We start from the raw sequence: 15937 nt of genomic DNA on the forward strand, positions 1-15937 counted from the left end.
CTGTATAATGATATTCGTAAAATTAAACTGAAAGTTTACTTATATAAAACTTTATCTACTGTAGGTTTACTATAGGTAAACTAATTGAGGGTAAATAGGATGCAAATTGGAAAAAAAATAAAAAACCTTCGCTTGAAAAAAGGATTGACCCAGGAAGAATTGGGAGAAAGAACGGATTTAAGCAAAGGATATATTTCACAGTTAGAAAGGGATCTTAGTTCCCCTTCCATTGAAACTCTTTTCAATATATTAGAAGTACTCGGCTGCAAGCCGAAGCAATTCTTCGATGAAGAGGATCAGGTCCAAAAAGTAGTGTATGAAGAAGAAGCACAAACATTTTTTATCGATGAGGAACGAGGGTATCAAATTCAGTGGCTTGTGCCTGAATCGAATGAGAAGGAAATGGAACCGATTCGCCTGACCCTTCAGGAAAAAGGGGAATTCAAACAATTTGAACCATCCTTGTCGGAAACATTCGGTTATGTAATAAGCGGAAGAGTCATTGTAAAGCTTGGTACACATACGTATTTCGTCAAGGCAGGTGAATCAATTTATTTTCATGCTTCCGATGAACACCAAATCATCAATGATTTTGGGGGTCCATCCGAGTTATTGCTTGTGGTGACGGAATCATACTTATAGAATTCAAAGCAATTGCTATCGTCTATGTAAAGACGGATGAAGTAAGGTAATGGAAAGAGGGAAGTAGCTATGGCAAACGAGAATATAATACACTTCGATCAGGTTACGAAGCAATTCGATGATGATACGGTAGTTCTCGATAATGTTAGTTTTGAAATCGAGAGAGGGAAGTTCTATACGCTTCTGGGTCCTTCAGGCTGTGGGAAGACAACGATCCTTCGCTTGATTGCCGGATTTACGGAGGCCTCCAAGGGTGATATTTACTTTGAGGGAAAAAAGATCAATGATGTGCCAGCCAATAAAAGGCAAGTAAATACGGTATTTCAAGATTATGCACTTTTTCCACATTTAAATGTTTTTGAAAATGTAGCATTCGGTCTTCGCATCAAAAAAATGAAAAATACCGAAGTGGAAATAAAGGTGAAGGAAGCCCTCAGCTTTGTTAATTTGGAGGGTTATGAAAAACGGGAGATCAGGGAAATGTCCGGCGGTCAGCGGCAACGTGTAGCGATTGCCAGGGCGATAGTTAATGAACCGGAAGTCATCCTGCTGGATGAACCGCTATCTGCCCTTGATTTGAAATTGCGTACAGAAATGCAATATGAATTGCGGGAGCTACAACAAAGACTTGGAATCACGTTCATCTTCGTCACTCATGACCAAGAGGAAGCATTAGCGATGTCAGATGAGATTTTTGTCCTTAACAAAGGGAAAATTCAGCAAAGTGGGCCCCCTACGGATATTTATGATGAACCGCTGAATCGATTCGTTGCTGATTTCATTGGTGAGTCGAACATTGTAAAAGGAAAAATGATTGAAGATTACCTAGTGGAATTCGTCGGCAGACAGTTCGAATGTGTAGACCAAGGTTTGAACAGCGATGAAGCTGTTGATATTGTCATCCGCCCGGAAGATTTAGAGATTACTTCCGTCAATCGCGGGAAACTGCAAGTTCGGGTGGACTCTCAGCTATTTCGCGGTGTGCATTATGAAATCAGCTGCTATGATCATGATGGGAATGAGTGGCTTGTCCAATCAACGAAAAAGGCAACAGTTGGAGATGAAATAGGTCTTTATTTCGATCCCGAAGCGATTCATGTCATGCGATTGGGTGAAACGGAAGAGGAATTCGATAAGCGTTTGGAAGCGTATCATGATGGGGAAAGTCATGCAGAATAAACTATCACGGAATATTTATTTCATACCCTATGTCTTATGGATTGCTTTATTCGTTGTCGCACCCATTTTGTTAATCCTTTACTATTCCTTCTTCGACATTGAAGGTAATCTTTCTTTGATTAACTATCAAAAGTTCTTTACACCAGTATATTTAAAAATGACTTTAAGCTCATTTTGGTATGCTTTCCTCATTACGGGAATATCCCTTTTAGTGGCTTACCCTACCGCATATTTGTTAACGAAAACCAAGCATAAGCAGTTGTGGCTTTTGCTGATAATCGTGCCTTCCTGGATTAATTTACTCTTAAAGGCTTATGCCTTTATTGGCATTTTTGGCACGTATGGTGTGGCCAATGGTTTTCTGGAGGCAGTAGGAATCGGAAAGCAGCAAATTCTCTTTACGGATTTCAGCTTCATATTCGTTTCGGTTTATATATTCATCCCGTTTATGATCTTACCGATATTCAATGCGCTGGATGAAATGAATCCAACCCTTTTGGATGCGGCCAATGACTTGGGAGCGTCCCGGTGGATGACATTCCGCCGCGTCATTTTTCCTTTGACGATAGATGGTGTAAAGACGGGATGCCAGGTAGTCTTCATCCCGGCACTTTCATTGTTCATGCTTACAAGACTGATTGCCGGTAATCGAGTCATTACGCTTGGTACGGCTATCGAGCAGCACTTCCTTGTGACACAGGATTGGGGAATGGGTTCCACAATCGCGGTATTTTTGATTATTATAATGTTCCTGATTATGTTTGTAACGGGTAACCGAAAGCAGGGTGTGTAAATTGGGTAGTAAGTTATCACCAATATCAAAAGGGTTTCTCGTTTTGATTTTTCTCATACTCTATGCACCGATTTTCTTTTTAGTCTTTTACTCGTTTAACAGCGGTGGAACGATGTATGACTTTAAAGGGTTCACCATGGAGTGGTACAAGGAGCTGTTCCAAGATACAAGGCTGTTGATCATTGTATTGAATACGCTTGTGATCGCTTTATTATCTGCACTGATCGCCACGATCATTGGGGTGATTGGAGCCATTGGAATTCGTTCCTTTACGAGCAGTAAAGCTAGGAATACGGTATTGTCATTGAATAATGTATTGATTGTCAGTCCCGATGTGATTATCGGTGCTTCCTTCCTCATTCTATTCACAATGGCTGGGATCAAGCTTGGATTCTACTCAGTACTGTTGTCGCATATCGCCTTCAGCATCCCGATCGTTGTGCTGCTTGTCCTTCCGAAACTTCAGGAAATGAGCCCTACCTTAATTGATGCGGCCCGGGATTTAGGGGCAAGCCGTTGGGATGTATTGACGAAGGTCATCCTACCATACATCTTACCAGGTATCTTTGCTGGTTTTTTTATGGCTTTGACTTATTCACTTGATGATTTTGCGGTTACGTTCTTTGTGACCGGTAATGGCTTCTCCACTCTATCAGTGGAAATTTATTCATTGGCCCGCCGTGGTATTTCATTGAATATCAATGCACTATCGACACTGCTGTTCGCCTTGACACTATTGTTGGTTGTCGTTTATTACTTTATAACTCAACGTGTAAGGCAAACGGGAATGGGGGGGAAACGATGAAAAGACTGGTTCAAATGTTTTTAATCATTTCCCTCGTATCCGCCTTGCTGCTATATGCGATTTCAAGATTGAACTCATCACAGGGGTTTACGAGCAATAATACGCTTACCATCTATAATTGGGGCGATTACATCGATACGGATCTAATCGACCGTTTTGAAGAAGAAACGGGTATAAAGGTCATTTATGAGACGTTCGATTCAAATGAGGCAATGATGACTAAAATCGAGCAGGGCGGTACGACTTATGATATTGCCATACCCTCTGAGTATATGATTGATAAGATGAGACAAGAAGACTTATTGGTTCCCCTGGATCATTCCAAGCTACCAAACTTGAAAAATATCGACGAGCGGTTCATCAATCTGCCATTCGATCCGGAGAATAAATATTCCGTGCCTTATTTCTGGGGAACAGTTGGAATTGTTTACAACTCCAAGATGCTTGGTGGCAAAGAAATAACGGCTTGGGCGGATTTATGGGATAAAGATTTAAAAAATGAAATACTTTTGACGGATGGGGCTAGAGAAGTGATGGGCATGGGCCTGAACTCTTTGAATTATTCATTGAATGATATAGATGAAGAACACCTTCAAGAGGCAAAGTCCAAGCTTGATGCACTCACTCCAAATATTAAAGCGATCGTTGGAGATGAAAGCCGCATGCTATTGGAAACCCAGGAAGCGGCGATTGGGCTTGTTTGGTCCGGAGTGGCTTCTGAAATCATGGCTGAAAATGAAGATCTCGAATATGTGGTCCCTAAAGAGGGGTCCAATTTATGGTTTGATAATATGGTCATCCCGAAAACAACCAAAAATGCCGATGCGGCTCACCAGTTCATCAACTTCATGCTGGACCCAAAAGTTGCGGCACAGAATGCCGAATATGTAAGCTACTCGACCCCTAATAAAGAAGCACTGAAATATATGCCTGAAGAAGTGGTGAAGGATGAACGTTTCTATCCATCACCAGAACTGACAGAGAAGCTGGAAGTGTACGAAAACCTTGGGAAGAAAAACTTGGCCCATTACAACGAACTCTTCCTTGAGTTTAAGATGCATCGTAAATAATACAAGAAAAGCATGGTGTAAAGGTATCCCCCTTATACCATGCTTTTTTCTGAGTTTTTGACGTATGATCTCCGATGCTTCGCCACCATTACCTATATATCAAAAGTCAATATAACGGTATAATTTAGATCTTTGTAATAATGAATTTATAGCAATGTAAAATGTTAGTAGGCCAGAAAATGCTCTAAAATATCAGTAGGGATATAAGTATGTTAGTATAATGATGGGAAATACCACAGGTGGAACTAATATTTTAAGGACTGACTAATATTTCCAAACTATCATAATAGAAAAATTAAGGGAGAGCATTCATGAACCTATTAAGAAGCACGAAGGCATATGTTTGGGCAGGGAGCACTTTAATCATTGCCGGGATCATGGCATTTGCGATGATTTCTTCTACGGAAAAGAATAAGACAATGGCAAGTATCGATGGCGAGAAAATCAGTAAGGATGAGCTGTATGACGCGCTTGTTGCAGAGTACGGAGCAGATACTTTAGACCTGTTAATTACGAATAAATTGGTTGAATTGGAAGCGGAAAAAGAAGGAATTAAAATTAAGGATGAAGAAATCCAAAAAGAAATAGATACCATGGCTGAGTCCTATGGCGATGAAAAGTCGTTAAAAGAGCAATTGGAAGCAAGCGGTTCGTCCATGGAAGCCTTGAAAAATGATATCGTGGTTTATCTGCAAACGAAAAAACTGATCGAACCGAGAATTACCGTTACAGACGATGAAATCAGTACGTATTTTGAAGATAATAAAGATACATTTGCACAAGCTGAACAAGTGGAAGCCAGTCACATTTTAGTCGAAGACGAAAAAACGGCTAAAAAGGTTGAGAAGGAAATTGCAGAGGGCGGTGATTTCGCTAAATTGGCAGCTGAATATTCCACTGATACAGAAACGGCGGATAACGGTGGAAGCTTAGGATACTTTGAGAAAGGGAATATGGTGGATGAGTTTGAAGATGTTGCCTTTGATCTTGATATAGGCAAAGTCAGTGATCCAGTCAAATCCGATTATGGTTATCACATCATAAAAGTAACCGGTAAAAAGGAAGCAAAAGAAGCTAATTTAGAAGACAGTAAAGACGAAATCAAGGAAACGCTTCTTTCTGAAAGATTACAAGAGGAATATCCAGCTTGGTTAGCTGAAGTGAAAAAAGATCATGAGATTACGAATAAAATAGAGGGTTCTGAATAAGATTATCAAGTGAAATGATATATGGAACAACAAAAAGCTGGGGCGTAATAAAAAGTACCCTATAGAATAGACACTTTGAAAAAAGTCTATCCTGTAGGGTACTTTTGTTTATGATAAGAAAAAACACGTCGGAGTGAACTAAGATGACCAACGGAGAAAGAACAAGCACAACTAAAATGTAATCCTCATGTTCAAGCTCTTAGTGACAAGGCCATCACGTACACAGATCATTTTCGTCGAAGAAAAAAAGGTGCGTGTCAAATTAAAATGACGTTAGAAAATCAGTATCAAATCACTTACAACTTAAAAGAATTCGTCGCATTATGAATAAATTTAATAGGATCTGCCCGATCTGAAAAGCGAATCCATATCGCCGAATGGCAAAAGTGACACACGAACACCGTACTTATCCAAACCTCCTACAGCGTCCATTCAAACAAGGTGTCGCAGGCAAAGTATTATTAACGGACATCACTTACTTAACTTACCATCACGGCAAACGTGCTTATTTGTCGACCATTAAAGATGCCGCCTGCAAAATACAGACAGCATCTCCTTCAAGTTGCCTAGCTTTTTTTAAAATGTCCTTTACAAAGGGTCGATTCATAATGCCTCAGCTTTTTTATATATTAGAAGTTCGATGAAATTGATTTTTGATTGGATAATCCTGATTTTGTAACGACGTCATCGCTCTCTTTTTCACTTTTTTTATTATCTGACTTCAATGATTGTGTTGGTGTTTCCTTCAGTTGTTTACCGGCAACAACCACTTTTGAGCTGATGTCCTTTAATTCATTTGTTGCGTCCTTAGCTGTACCAAGGGCGTTAGTGGAGATATCCTTTACTTCGGATACTTTACCCACCACGTCTTCATTGACGGTTTCATATAAGGTTTCAACGTCATTGATTGCCTCTTTAATCGTCTCTGTTGCGCCTTTGACTCCTGATACCATTTGTTCCTTCATTTCGCCGGGATTCTCCTTGACCTGTTCAATCATATTCATGGAGTTGTCTTTTAAAAGGACGGCTGAACGCTTTACTTTATTTCTTGTATTGGAGTCAAGCAAGGTTAACGCACCACCAACAAGTCCTCCAATTAGAATCCCTTTTAACAGTTTGCTATTCGTTTGAGTTTCGATAGTTGTTTGAGTCATTTATATTTCCTCCCTTAGAATAGTAGATTGTTTGCTTACTTTGGTTTTCCCTTATTTACCATGAGTTAAACTAGGAATAATAAACTATTATGGGATTGATATGTTAAATAAAACAGTAGTAAGCTACATATAGTTTAATGATTGAGCTACCTTTTGAGAGGTGCAACGATGACAAATGAAAAATTTTCTGGTTTGATTGATCGGTATATGGAAGTTTTCTTCTAGGTCAATAAGATGGGGGAACTTTTGCTGAGATGATGCCGGGTGGGGTTTTATCACTCTTGGAGATTGCCATTGTTAATATTGGTGGGGCTTGCTTTATACGCGTTTGTCATCTTGCCGTTGTTCAGTAATGGTTGCAACGTTTGGAAACGCGAATTGGTGGCCGTTTTTTTAAAAAAAGGATTAAAAGGGACTATAAAATAAAGAAGGCATTCGAATGGGTGCCTTCTTTATATTTCATCATGTGGAACATAAAAGCTTATGTATGCCTTTTTGGCTATATCGATTCACAATTGGGGGATTCTTGTTTTATATTTCGCGATAATCTTTTGATTGTGTTCATCTGCCCCTTCGATATTACTGCTTAGAAATACGGGAGGGGTCACTCCTGATTCAATAATCGTTTCAATGACTTGTGTGAAAATCATATTGAGAAGGACGGCCCCGATTACGGTCGATCCGGAACCAAAGGATATATTATTTGATTTCAGCAATGTGTCACCTTTGGAAATATGATTGTCTATGACCAAATCAACGACATCGTGGAGATAAAGCTTCTTTTTATGCCGTGAAGGACAACTGTTTGCATACTCCGGTGATGTAAGGCCAATGACAAAGGCGCCCTTTTCTTTTGCGATAATAGCTACATCGATGGGAACGGGATTCACACCAGACGATGAAATGACAATACAGACATCGCCAGGACGGATATCCTCATCAAGCATGAATTTCTCAGATAGGTCATTTTGCCTTTCAAGTTGCGATGACCTAGATGCTCCCTTAAAAAGCATCAAATCTTCAACGAAAATAGGATGAATGGCGGCTAACCCACCTGCCCGGTAGAATACCTCTTCCGTCAAAATATGAGAATGTCCGCTTCCGAATAGATGAATGACTCCATCCGACATCACTGCTTTCGAGATATGTTCCACAGATTCCTTAATTGATTGCTTTTCCTGTTCTCCCACAATTTTGAGTAAAGCCTGAACTTCTTCAAAGTATGAATTCATATATGTGCCACCCTCCATTACCTTTAGCAATTAATAGACTCTAGTGATTGGCCCTTCTGTATATCAAAAATATTTAAGATTATCTGGATATAGTGATAGTGAACTTATACCTGTCTGCACGATAAGCCGATTTAACATATTCAAGAGGAGTTCCATCTATTAAAAATGTATTCCTTTGAATGAATAATATGGGTGAGTCCTTTGGGATCGCTAAATGGGTCACTTCCAATTCAGAAGCAATCGCTGATTCCAATGTTTGTGAAGCATAGTCTATTTTAAGTTTAATGTAATTCTCCACATACTGGTAAAGGGAAAGGTTAATGATTTCTTCCGTTAGTCCTTTAATTAAATTAGCAGACATGTACACGGTCTCGAGTGCCATTGGAACATCATCTGCCAAGCGAATGCGTTTTATTTCATAAACGGGAGCATGAAGGGAAATGTGCAATTCACTGGCAATTTTCTTATTAGCCGGAATGATTTCAAAGCTCAGCAGCTTACTGCTTGGATTTAACCCCCTGGCTTTCATATCCTCTGTAAAGCTGGTCAGCCCATTGAGCTGCTGCTCCAACTTCTTATCGGCGACAAAGGTTCCCCTTCCTTTTTGACGGTATAAGTATCCGTCATTCACCAAATTATTTATGGCTTGCCGGACGGTCATCCGGCTAATTCCGAATTGCTCGGCATATTCGCGTTCAGATGGAAGGGCATCGTGCGCTTGGAACTCACCGTTTTCTATTTGTCTTTTTATTTGTTCTTCGATTTGAAAATAAATCGGAAGAGGTGAGTTTTTATCAATCATCGACTTTCGCTCCTTTTAGGGTATTATCACTCCGGATAACGCTTTTTGGTCTGCGATAATTGTAACATTATTATGTTTTTTTAGGATAGATGCAGGGAATTCCTCTGAAATGTCACCGTGTATCAATTTCTTCAAGGTTTCGGCTTTTTCTTCACCAGATATCAACAGCAGAATTTCTTTGCTTTTCATGATTGTTGAAATGCCCATCGTAACGGCATGTGTAGGAACTTCGTCTATGGAATCGAAATAACGTGCATTCGCTTGACGCGTGGATTCTTCGAGTGTCACGACGTGTGTACCTGATGTGAAGGAAGTTCCAGGTTCATTAAAACCAATATGGCCATTTTGCCCAATGCCAAGTATCTGAAGATCGATCCCTCCGACGGAATCAATCATTTCATCATACCGTTTACATTCTCCGTTGGTGTCATCTGCTGTGCCATTTGGAAGGTGAGTGCGCTCTTTATTTATATTGATGTAAGTGAATAGGGAGTCATTCATATAATAATGATAACTGTTTGGATCATTTGGTTTTAAGCCGATATACTCGTCAAGATTAAAGGACGTTACATGTTCATAAGAAGTATGATTGCGCACATGATCTTCAATCAAATTATCGTACATTCCTTTAGGGGTACCGCCTGTTGCAAGGCCCAATTTGATAGTAGGATTTCCTTTGACTTTTCCGATCACTATTTCTGCGGCTGTCCGGCTCATTTCCATGTAGTCCTGCACTTGTATGATATTCATTATACATTCTCCTTTTTAAAAGCTAAATTTCCTCTGCAGAACGTCATTTCAACGTCCAAGCGGTCATTCAATATTACAAGATCGGCGTCTTTGCCGACCTGGATGCTTCCTTTTCTGTCAAAAATCCGAAGTTGTTTGGCAGGGTTTTCCGCCGTCATTTTTATAATGTCAGTCATGGAACAATCGGTATATTCCATTGTGTTCTTAATGGCATCGTTCATTTTCAATATACTGCCGGCTAGTGTACCATCTGAAAGCGTTGCTTTCGTTTCGTTAACATACACAGGCTGACCACCTAAATCATAGGTTCCCTTTTCAAGCCATTTGGCACGAAGCGAATCCGTTATCAAGATCATTCGTTCGCTGGTAATTTGGTTATATGCCAGCTTGATCATTTCCGGCCTGCAGTGAATGCCGTCAGCAATAAGTTCAACATATAGCTCGTCTCGAAGATAAGCAGCTCCCAAAACACCAGGTTCACGGTGATGGAGTCCCCGCATCCCATTATAAAGATGTGTAACGTGGGTAGTCCCTGCTTGGATTGCTTCATCGATTTGGTCATATGTTGCATCTGAATGTCCAATGGAAGCGACGACACCAGTTGCCTTTAAGTGAGCGGCAAGATCTAATCCGTTTGGTTGTTCAGGAGCAAGCGTTACAAGCTTGATTTGATTTTCGGCCATTTCCTGCCACCTTTTAAATAGAGTGACATCAGGGTCAACGATATGCTCTTCAGGCTGTGCTCCTTTACGGACCGGTGAAATGAAAGGACCTTCTAAATGGATTCCAATTATTTCAGCGTGTTCTTGAGATTGACTTTCGATATATTTACCAGCATTAAGTAGTGCTGATTCAATGGCTTCGGTAGTTTGAGTCATTGTAGTGGCCAGAAAGCTGGTGGTTCCTTCTTTGGGAAGAGTCTCTGCCATTGTGGATAATGCTTCTTGTGTGGCATCCATTGCATCGGAATTGGATGCCCCGTGGATATGAATGTCGATGGCACCGGGAATTACCTGGTAATCTGATGAAAGAGTGATTACTTTAACATCATCGTCATGTTTGTATTGGTTTACTGGCCCAACTTCGGCAATTTTTCCATCCACGACCTTAATGTACCCATTTTTGTATGTTTCGTTTTCGCTATGAACAATCAGATCATTAATAATGAATGTTTTCATACATAATCTCCTTTGTGAAAGTAAAACTTAATGAATGAGTCATGAATTGGTCTCTTATATTTTGCCCTCATTTTATCGTTTTTATTAATAGTTGTCTAGACCAGTTAAGGGGTAAATGATGATATTTTTCTCTTATATTCTAAGAATATAGTATATTTCCAGATAAATTGGTATAGACATCTATATCTTTTCTGTGCTAGTATAAGCCAAAGAAAAATTATTCTATTGACAAAATGAAAACGCTTTATATGTCTTGTCATTCTGCTGAATCAAAAGATGTTAGGAACAAGGGAGATGAGTTAGATGTTAAATTTTCTACAAAAAATTGGGAAAGCTTTGATGTTGCCAATTGCTGTTTTACCAGCAGCAGCTTTATTGCTTCGGTTAGGGCAACCGGATTTACTTGATATTGCATTTATGGCTGCCTCGGGAAAAGCAATTTTTGATAACCTTGCCATACTGTTCGCTTTAGGTATAGCGATTGGATTATCCAAAGATGGGAGCGGTGCTGCGGCATTAGCTGGTCTTGTTGGTTACTTTGTTTTGACGAATGGTACACAAGCGATTAATAAAGATATCGACATGGCTGTATTAGGAGGTATTATATCAGGTATAGTTGCTGCCTTCCTATATAATAGATACTCTGAAATAAAACTCCCTGAATGGCTTGGATTCTTTTCAGGGAAACGATTTGTTCCGATCATCACATCCCTGGCGATGATTTTACTTGCGGGAATATTCGGTTTTGTATGGCCTCCTATTCAAGATCTAATCAATAACGTTGGAGACTGGATTACAGGTGCAGGAGCTTTAGGTGCTGGCGTATTTGGCGTATTGAATCGCTTATTGCTTCCAGTAGGTTTGCATCACGTCCTGAATAGTATGGTATGGTTCGTATTTGGTGAATACAATGGAGCGACCGGTGATATAAACCGTTTCTTCGCAGGTGATCCAACTGCTGGACCTTTCATGACTGGTTTTTTCCCAATCATGATGTTCGGCCTTCCCGCTGCAGCATTAGCGATGATTGCAGCTGCTAAGAAAGAGAAACGTAAATTGGTGACGGGGATGCTGCTCGGGTTAGCCTTCACCTCGTTCTTAACAGGAATCACTGAACCGATTGAATTTCTGTTCATGTTCATCGCGCCAGTGTTATATGTAATACATGCCTTATTAACAGGGGTCTCTCTGGCACTTGCTGTTATTTTGGATATTCATCACGGTTTTGGATTCTCCGCAGGAGCCATTGATTATTTCTTGAACTTTGGCATTGCGCAAAAACCACTATGGTTAATACCGATTGGCTTAGTATACGCTGTCGTTTACTTCGTGATTTTCTATTTTGTCATCAAGATCATGGATTTAAAAACACCTGGCCGGGAAGATGATGAGGAAGATGCGGAAGAAGAGACTATTGTGAAAACAGGGGATAAATATACCGATATGGGATCGCTTTTCATTCAAGATCTTGGCGGTAAAGAAAACATAAAGCTAATTGATAACTGTGCAACACGCTTACGTTTAGAAGTTGCCGATACAGGTAATGTGAATGAAGCCGCCTTAAAAAGGCATGGTGCGCGCGGTGTAATGAAATTGAATAAATCAAGTGTGCAAGTCATTGTTGGAACGAATGTTGAATTTGTGGCAAATGCGATGAAACAACTTGTCAAGAATGGCGTCGATCCAATTCAAGTGAAAACAGGTCCATCTGCACAAGTGGCAGAGGAAAGAGTGGAAGAAAACCAAACTTTGGGGGCAAATGACTTTGTCCTTCCAATCGAAGGAACCGTTTTGCCGATAGAACAGGTTCCCGATCAAGTATTTGCGATGAAAATGATGGGTGATGGCTTTGCTATCGAGCCAGTCAATGGGAAACTAGTATCACCAATCGATGGGGAAGTGCTTAGTATCTTCCCAACAAATCATGCATTGGGATTGAAAATGAATAATGGACTGGAAATTCTGATCCATGTTGGCTTAGATACAGTTAAATTAAATGGAGAAGGCTTTACATCTCTTGTGCAAGAAGGTCAAAAGATAACAAAAGGAACACCTCTTTTGGAAATTGATTTAGATTTCATAAAACGGAATGCTCCGTCTACGGTCACTCCTATCATATTCACTAACTTACCAGAAGGAACGGCAGTGAAATTGCAAAAGGCAGGGATCCAGAAACAAAACACACCAGGTATCATCCAGTTGGAAAAACTATAAAGTGATAGGTGCAAACCTTGAAAAAGGGCTGTCGACAATGTCGACAGCCCTTTTATATGCTGAAATCCACTCACAGAGAGTGGACGGAATTTCCTTCTGGTTAATTTCCCCTTTCCTCACTTCTTAGCTTTACGGGTCGCCTCCGAATATGATCAAAAAAAAGAGCCTGTTCGATTCAAACAGGCCCCAAACACAGAGTAGGTTTTAAAACACTCCAGCAGAAAATAGTGTTAAGCATTCGAGCATACGCTGGTTATTTCTGAAGCATCAACGATACGCTGAACTTCTGATCCATCGAGTGTCTCTTTTTTCAATAACTCATCAACGAGCTCATCATACTGTTGGCGATTCGTATCAATCAACATTTCCGTTTCCTGAATCGCTTTGGTGAATAATTCCTGCATCTTTTGTTCCTTCTCACCTTTATTGAAAGTGAGGGTAAATCCATCTTGAAGCATTCCCGTATCGACCATTTGTTCAAGTAGATGTTTCGCCTGCTGTACATCTCCGCCTACACCAATACTGTGTTCCCCTAAATACATTCTTTCCGCCACGCCGCCCGCTAAAATCATTTTGACTTGATCAAGCAATTCGCTTGCTGTAGCTAGATGTAGTTCTTTTGGTATCGGCGCTACATATCCAAGGGCTTCCCCACGAGGAATGATGGTCGCCTTTCGAACAGAACCAGGCTTTGTCAAAGCTGCAATCAGGGCATGTCCACTTTCATGAATGGCCACACGCCGCTTCGTATCCACATCATTCAAAGTACGTGATGTGGCTCCAAGTATCGTACGGTCAATGGCATAATCAAGATCCTGTTTACGAATCATATCCTGTTCATTCCTCAGTGCATGACGTGAGGCAGTATCGAATAGAGCACTTAAGTCAGCACCGGAGAAACCGGATGTACTTTCAGCCAATTCATCCAAGGAGGCAAGGACATCCGTTGCCAAATGCTTTCCCTTCGAATGGATATCGATGATTTCCTTTCTTCCTTGTGTATCTGGGAGTGGAACTTGGAAAGAGAAATCGATCCTGCCCGGACGTAGAAATGCCTCATCGAGCATATCTTTCCGGTTGGTCGCTGCGATGAATAAAATGCCTTCATTTGGATGGCCTCCGTCCAATTGCACAAGCAGTTCAGTTAACGTTTTTTCGCCTTCTTCCCCGCCATGAGCTTTCCTTTTGCCGGCCAACGCATCCACTTCATCGATGAAAATGACAGCTGGCGATTGCTTACGTGCATTTTGGAAAAGACTGCGGACACGGGCTGCACCGACTCCAACAAACATTTCGTTGAAGGCCGAACCGCTCGTAGAGAAGAAGTTTGAACCAAGCTCTTTTGCGATTGCCTGGGCAAGCAACGTTTTCCCCGTCCCAGGGGGGCCGTATAATAAAATGCCTTGAGGCGGCTTAATTCCAATCTTTGCTGAACGTTCAGGTTCTTTTAGTGTAGTGAGCGTCTGTAGGATTTCCTGTTTGATTTCGGTTTGCAAACCGCCTACATCATCCATGGTTATCTCTGGTAGAGGCTTAGGGGTGGAAAGGCTTTGTTTCTTGCTGCCGATCCGTAATCCACCTTTTGATCTTTTCTGTATAATGACACCGGTTGCGACGAGAGCCGCCAACAATCCGCCTAGAATCCATATTGCTGATTTATTAGTTGATGAAAAAGAATATTGAACGTTATATGTTTCGACAAGTTTATTGATCATTTGACTGTTGGGAGGAATACTAGAAACGTATTCTCCATCTGGTGTGGAGATGTGAAGAGTGCCATTCTTTTTTTCTTCAATGGTGACAGGGGCTCCATTTTGAGCTTTAATCGTCTTTTCTACAGAAGAAAAAGGAATGACCATTTCCTTTGACTGTGTAACAACATACCAACTGATTCCAGCAATTATCACAATGAAAGCCGTCAAGAACGGCAGCAACTTCGAAACAAATTTAGAGTTCGAATTCAATTTTTCATCTCCTTTAAGAATATATATTCAGTATAGAATTTTTAAACGTTTAATATATAGGTCTTTGTACCCTAAAGTTAAGGTAAATAATGTTAGAGTAAGGAAATGAAATTCATTATTGAAAATTTTAGTAATGGAGTCCAGGATTTAGGTAAATTTATTCTAACCTGCTTATTAGACTTTTTAAATGCGAAATGCTAAAGTGAAATGGTCTAAGTCATGAAAAAATAAAATGGTAGAAGAGTGTGAAGTTCTATGAGTAAATTTATAAAAGACTATATGATTACGATGAAGGATATCGTTAGAGAAGGAGATCCAATTCTGCGTCAGGTAACGGATGAAGTTAGCCTGCCGATTTCGGATGAAGATCGTGAAACGTTGGAATGCATGATGCAATACCTTAAAAATAGCCAGGACCCAAAACTCCAAAAGAAGTACAACTTGCGTGAAGGCGTTGGGTTGTCTGCAAATCAGATAGGCTTGAATAAACGCATGTTCGTCATGTATTTTCCAGACGAAAAGGGGAAGCTGTTTGAATATGCCCTTGTGAATCCGAAAATTATCAGTCATTCTGCCACAATGATCTATTTACCGCAAAGTGAGGGCTGCCTTTCTGTCGATCGTGATGTTAAAGGATATGTACCGCGTTATGAACGGGTTAAAATTAAAGCGGTGGATGGTAATGGTGAGGAAATAGAGATGCGGCTGAAGGGCTTTGCTGCAATCGTTTTTCAACATGAGCTAGATCATTTGAACGGGATGATGTTTTATGACAGGATCAATACCGAGAACCCTTTCAAGCTTCCGGAAAACGTGGAAGTGAAAAGTCTATAAAAACCCAAAAAAGGCAAAGCGCCATGCTTTGCCTTTTTTTCGTGCGCCCGGCATGGGTGCAATCTATAGGGTGGAAGTCCCGAATCATGAAGGCAGTAGTAGTGGTTAGCTT

The 15937-nt window shown here is 40.5% G+C and carries 14 protein-coding genes and 2 pseudogenes; 10 read left to right on the forward strand and 6 right to left on the reverse strand.

From position 1 onward, the window contains the following. Nucleotides 1–99: 99 nt before the first annotated feature. From SB775_RS20200 to SB775_RS20230, 7 genes and pseudogenes are all read left to right on the forward strand, one after another. Nucleotides 100–642, forward strand: coding sequence for a helix-turn-helix domain-containing protein (locus SB775_RS20200; RefSeq protein ID WP_061461143.1), 543 nt, complete (start codon nt 100–102; stop codon nt 640–642). Nucleotides 643–711: 69 nt separating this feature from the next. Further along, the gene (locus SB775_RS20205; protein ID WP_061461144.1) at nt 712–1821 is read left to right on the forward strand and encodes an ABC transporter ATP-binding protein; all 1110 of its coding nucleotides are present in this window, start codon (nt 712–714) and stop codon (nt 1819–1821) included. Next, entirely contained in the window at nt 1811–2614 is an 804-nt protein-coding gene (locus tag SB775_RS20210; RefSeq protein ID WP_089363939.1) for an ABC transporter permease, read from the forward strand. The genes SB775_RS20205 and SB775_RS20210 overlap by 11 nt, the downstream gene beginning before the upstream one ends. Before the next feature lies 1 nt (nt 2615). Continuing rightward, nucleotides 2616–3419 (forward strand): ABC transporter permease, encoded by an 804-nt coding sequence (locus SB775_RS20215; protein ID WP_089363916.1) that lies wholly within the window; start codon nt 2616–2618, stop codon nt 3417–3419. Further along, nucleotides 3416–4489, forward strand: coding sequence for an ABC transporter substrate-binding protein (locus tag SB775_RS20220; RefSeq protein WP_061461146.1), 1074 nt, complete (start codon nt 3416–3418; stop codon nt 4487–4489). The genes SB775_RS20215 and SB775_RS20220 overlap by 4 nt, the downstream gene beginning before the upstream one ends. Nucleotides 4490–4800: 311 nt before the next feature. Then, on the forward strand, nt 4801–5697 hold the full coding sequence (locus SB775_RS20225) for a peptidylprolyl isomerase (protein WP_410863002.1): 897 nt from the start codon (nt 4801–4803) through the stop codon (nt 5695–5697). 228 nt (nt 5698–5925) lie between these two features. Beyond that, nucleotides 5926–6230: pseudogene (locus SB775_RS20230) on the forward strand (IS3 family transposase); the annotation flags it as partial. Nucleotides 6231–6326: 96 nt separating this feature from the next. Here the strand turns inward: SB775_RS20230 and SB775_RS20235 are convergent. Then, nucleotides 6327–6851, reverse strand: coding sequence for a hypothetical protein (locus tag SB775_RS20235; protein WP_061461149.1), 525 nt, complete (start codon nt 6849–6851; stop codon nt 6327–6329). A 236-nt stretch (nt 6852–7087) separates the two neighbouring features. Between SB775_RS20235 and SB775_RS20240 the strand changes: the two are divergent. Next, nucleotides 7088–7248, forward strand: a pseudogene (locus SB775_RS20240) (hypothetical protein); the annotation flags it as partial. Nucleotides 7249–7360: 112 nt separating this feature from the next. Here the strand turns inward: SB775_RS20240 and SB775_RS20245 are convergent. The 4 genes from SB775_RS20245 to nagA form a co-directional block, all read right to left on the reverse strand. Further along, nucleotides 7361–8083 carry an SIS domain-containing protein gene (locus SB775_RS20245; RefSeq protein WP_061461150.1) on the reverse strand — a complete coding sequence of 241 codons (723 nt, stop codon included), beginning with the start codon at nt 8081–8083 and terminating at the stop codon, nt 7361–7363. A gap of 79 nt (nt 8084–8162) precedes the next feature. Further along, a complete protein-coding gene (locus SB775_RS20250) occupies nt 8163–8885 on the reverse strand; it encodes a GntR family transcriptional regulator (protein ID WP_410863004.1) in 723 nt (240 codons plus the stop codon). A 15-nt stretch (nt 8886–8900) separates the two neighbouring features. Continuing rightward, nucleotides 8901–9635 (reverse strand): glucosamine-6-phosphate deaminase, encoded by a 735-nt coding sequence (gene nagB / locus SB775_RS20255; RefSeq protein ID WP_410863005.1) that lies wholly within the window; start codon nt 9633–9635, stop codon nt 8901–8903. After that, nucleotides 9635–10813: an N-acetylglucosamine-6-phosphate deacetylase gene (nagA, locus tag SB775_RS20260; RefSeq protein WP_410863008.1), complete on the reverse strand. Its 1179-nt coding sequence runs from the start codon at nt 10811–10813 to the stop codon at nt 9635–9637. Before nagA ends, nagB begins: the two co-directional genes overlap by 1 nt. Before the next feature lie 303 nt (nt 10814–11116). Between nagA and nagE the strand changes: the two genes are divergently transcribed. Beyond that, complete coding sequence (nagE, locus tag SB775_RS20265; protein ID WP_410863009.1) at nt 11117–13027, forward strand: N-acetylglucosamine-specific PTS transporter subunit IIBC; 1911 nt, start codon at nt 11117–11119, stop codon at nt 13025–13027. Nucleotides 13028–13257: 230 nt separating this feature from the next. On the opposite strand, the gene SB775_RS20270 is transcribed toward nagE, so the two are convergent. After that, the gene (locus SB775_RS20270; RefSeq protein WP_089363925.1) at nt 13258–14991 is read right to left on the reverse strand and encodes an AAA family ATPase; all 1734 of its coding nucleotides are present in this window, start codon (nt 14989–14991) and stop codon (nt 13258–13260) included. A 255-nt stretch (nt 14992–15246) separates the two neighbouring features. On the opposite strand from SB775_RS20270, the gene def reads away from it, so the two are divergent. Then, nucleotides 15247–15825: a peptide deformylase gene (gene def, locus SB775_RS20275; protein ID WP_089363926.1), complete on the forward strand. Its 579-nt coding sequence runs from the start codon at nt 15247–15249 to the stop codon at nt 15823–15825. The last annotated feature ends 112 nt before the right edge of the window (nt 15826–15937 follow it).

The sequence above is a fragment of the Peribacillus sp. SIMBA_075 genome (assembly GCF_046534585.1).

Coding starts and splice junctions, on each gene's coding strand:
- def (WP_089363926.1), top strand. CDS start 15,247: ATGAGTAAATTTATAAAAGACTATATGATTACGATGAAGGATATCGTT.
- SB775_RS20205 (WP_061461144.1), top strand. CDS start 712: ATGGCAAACGAGAATATAATACACTTCGATCAGGTTACGAAGCAATTC.
- nagE (WP_410863009.1), top strand. CDS start 11,117: ATGTTAAATTTTCTACAAAAAATTGGGAAAGCTTTGATGTTGCCAATT.
- nagB (WP_410863005.1), bottom strand. CDS start 9,635: ATGAATATCATACAAGTGCAGGACTACATGGAAATGAGCCGGACAGCC.
- nagA (WP_410863008.1), bottom strand. CDS start 10,813: ATGAAAACATTCATTATTAATGATCTGATTGTTCATAGCGAAAACGAA.
- SB775_RS20220 (WP_061461146.1), top strand. CDS start 3,416: ATGAAAAGACTGGTTCAAATGTTTTTAATCATTTCCCTCGTATCCGCC.
- SB775_RS20200 (WP_061461143.1), top strand. CDS start 100: ATGCAAATTGGAAAAAAAATAAAAAACCTTCGCTTGAAAAAAGGATTG.
- SB775_RS20245 (WP_061461150.1), bottom strand. CDS start 8,083: ATGAATTCATACTTTGAAGAAGTTCAGGCTTTACTCAAAATTGTGGGA.
- SB775_RS20210 (WP_089363939.1), top strand. CDS start 1,811: ATGCAGAATAAACTATCACGGAATATTTATTTCATACCCTATGTCTTA.
- SB775_RS20235 (WP_061461149.1), bottom strand. CDS start 6,851: ATGACTCAAACAACTATCGAAACTCAAACGAATAGCAAACTGTTAAAA.
- SB775_RS20225 (WP_410863002.1), top strand. CDS start 4,801: ATGAACCTATTAAGAAGCACGAAGGCATATGTTTGGGCAGGGAGCACT.
- SB775_RS20250 (WP_410863004.1), bottom strand. CDS start 8,885: ATGATTGATAAAAACTCACCTCTTCCGATTTATTTTCAAATCGAAGAA.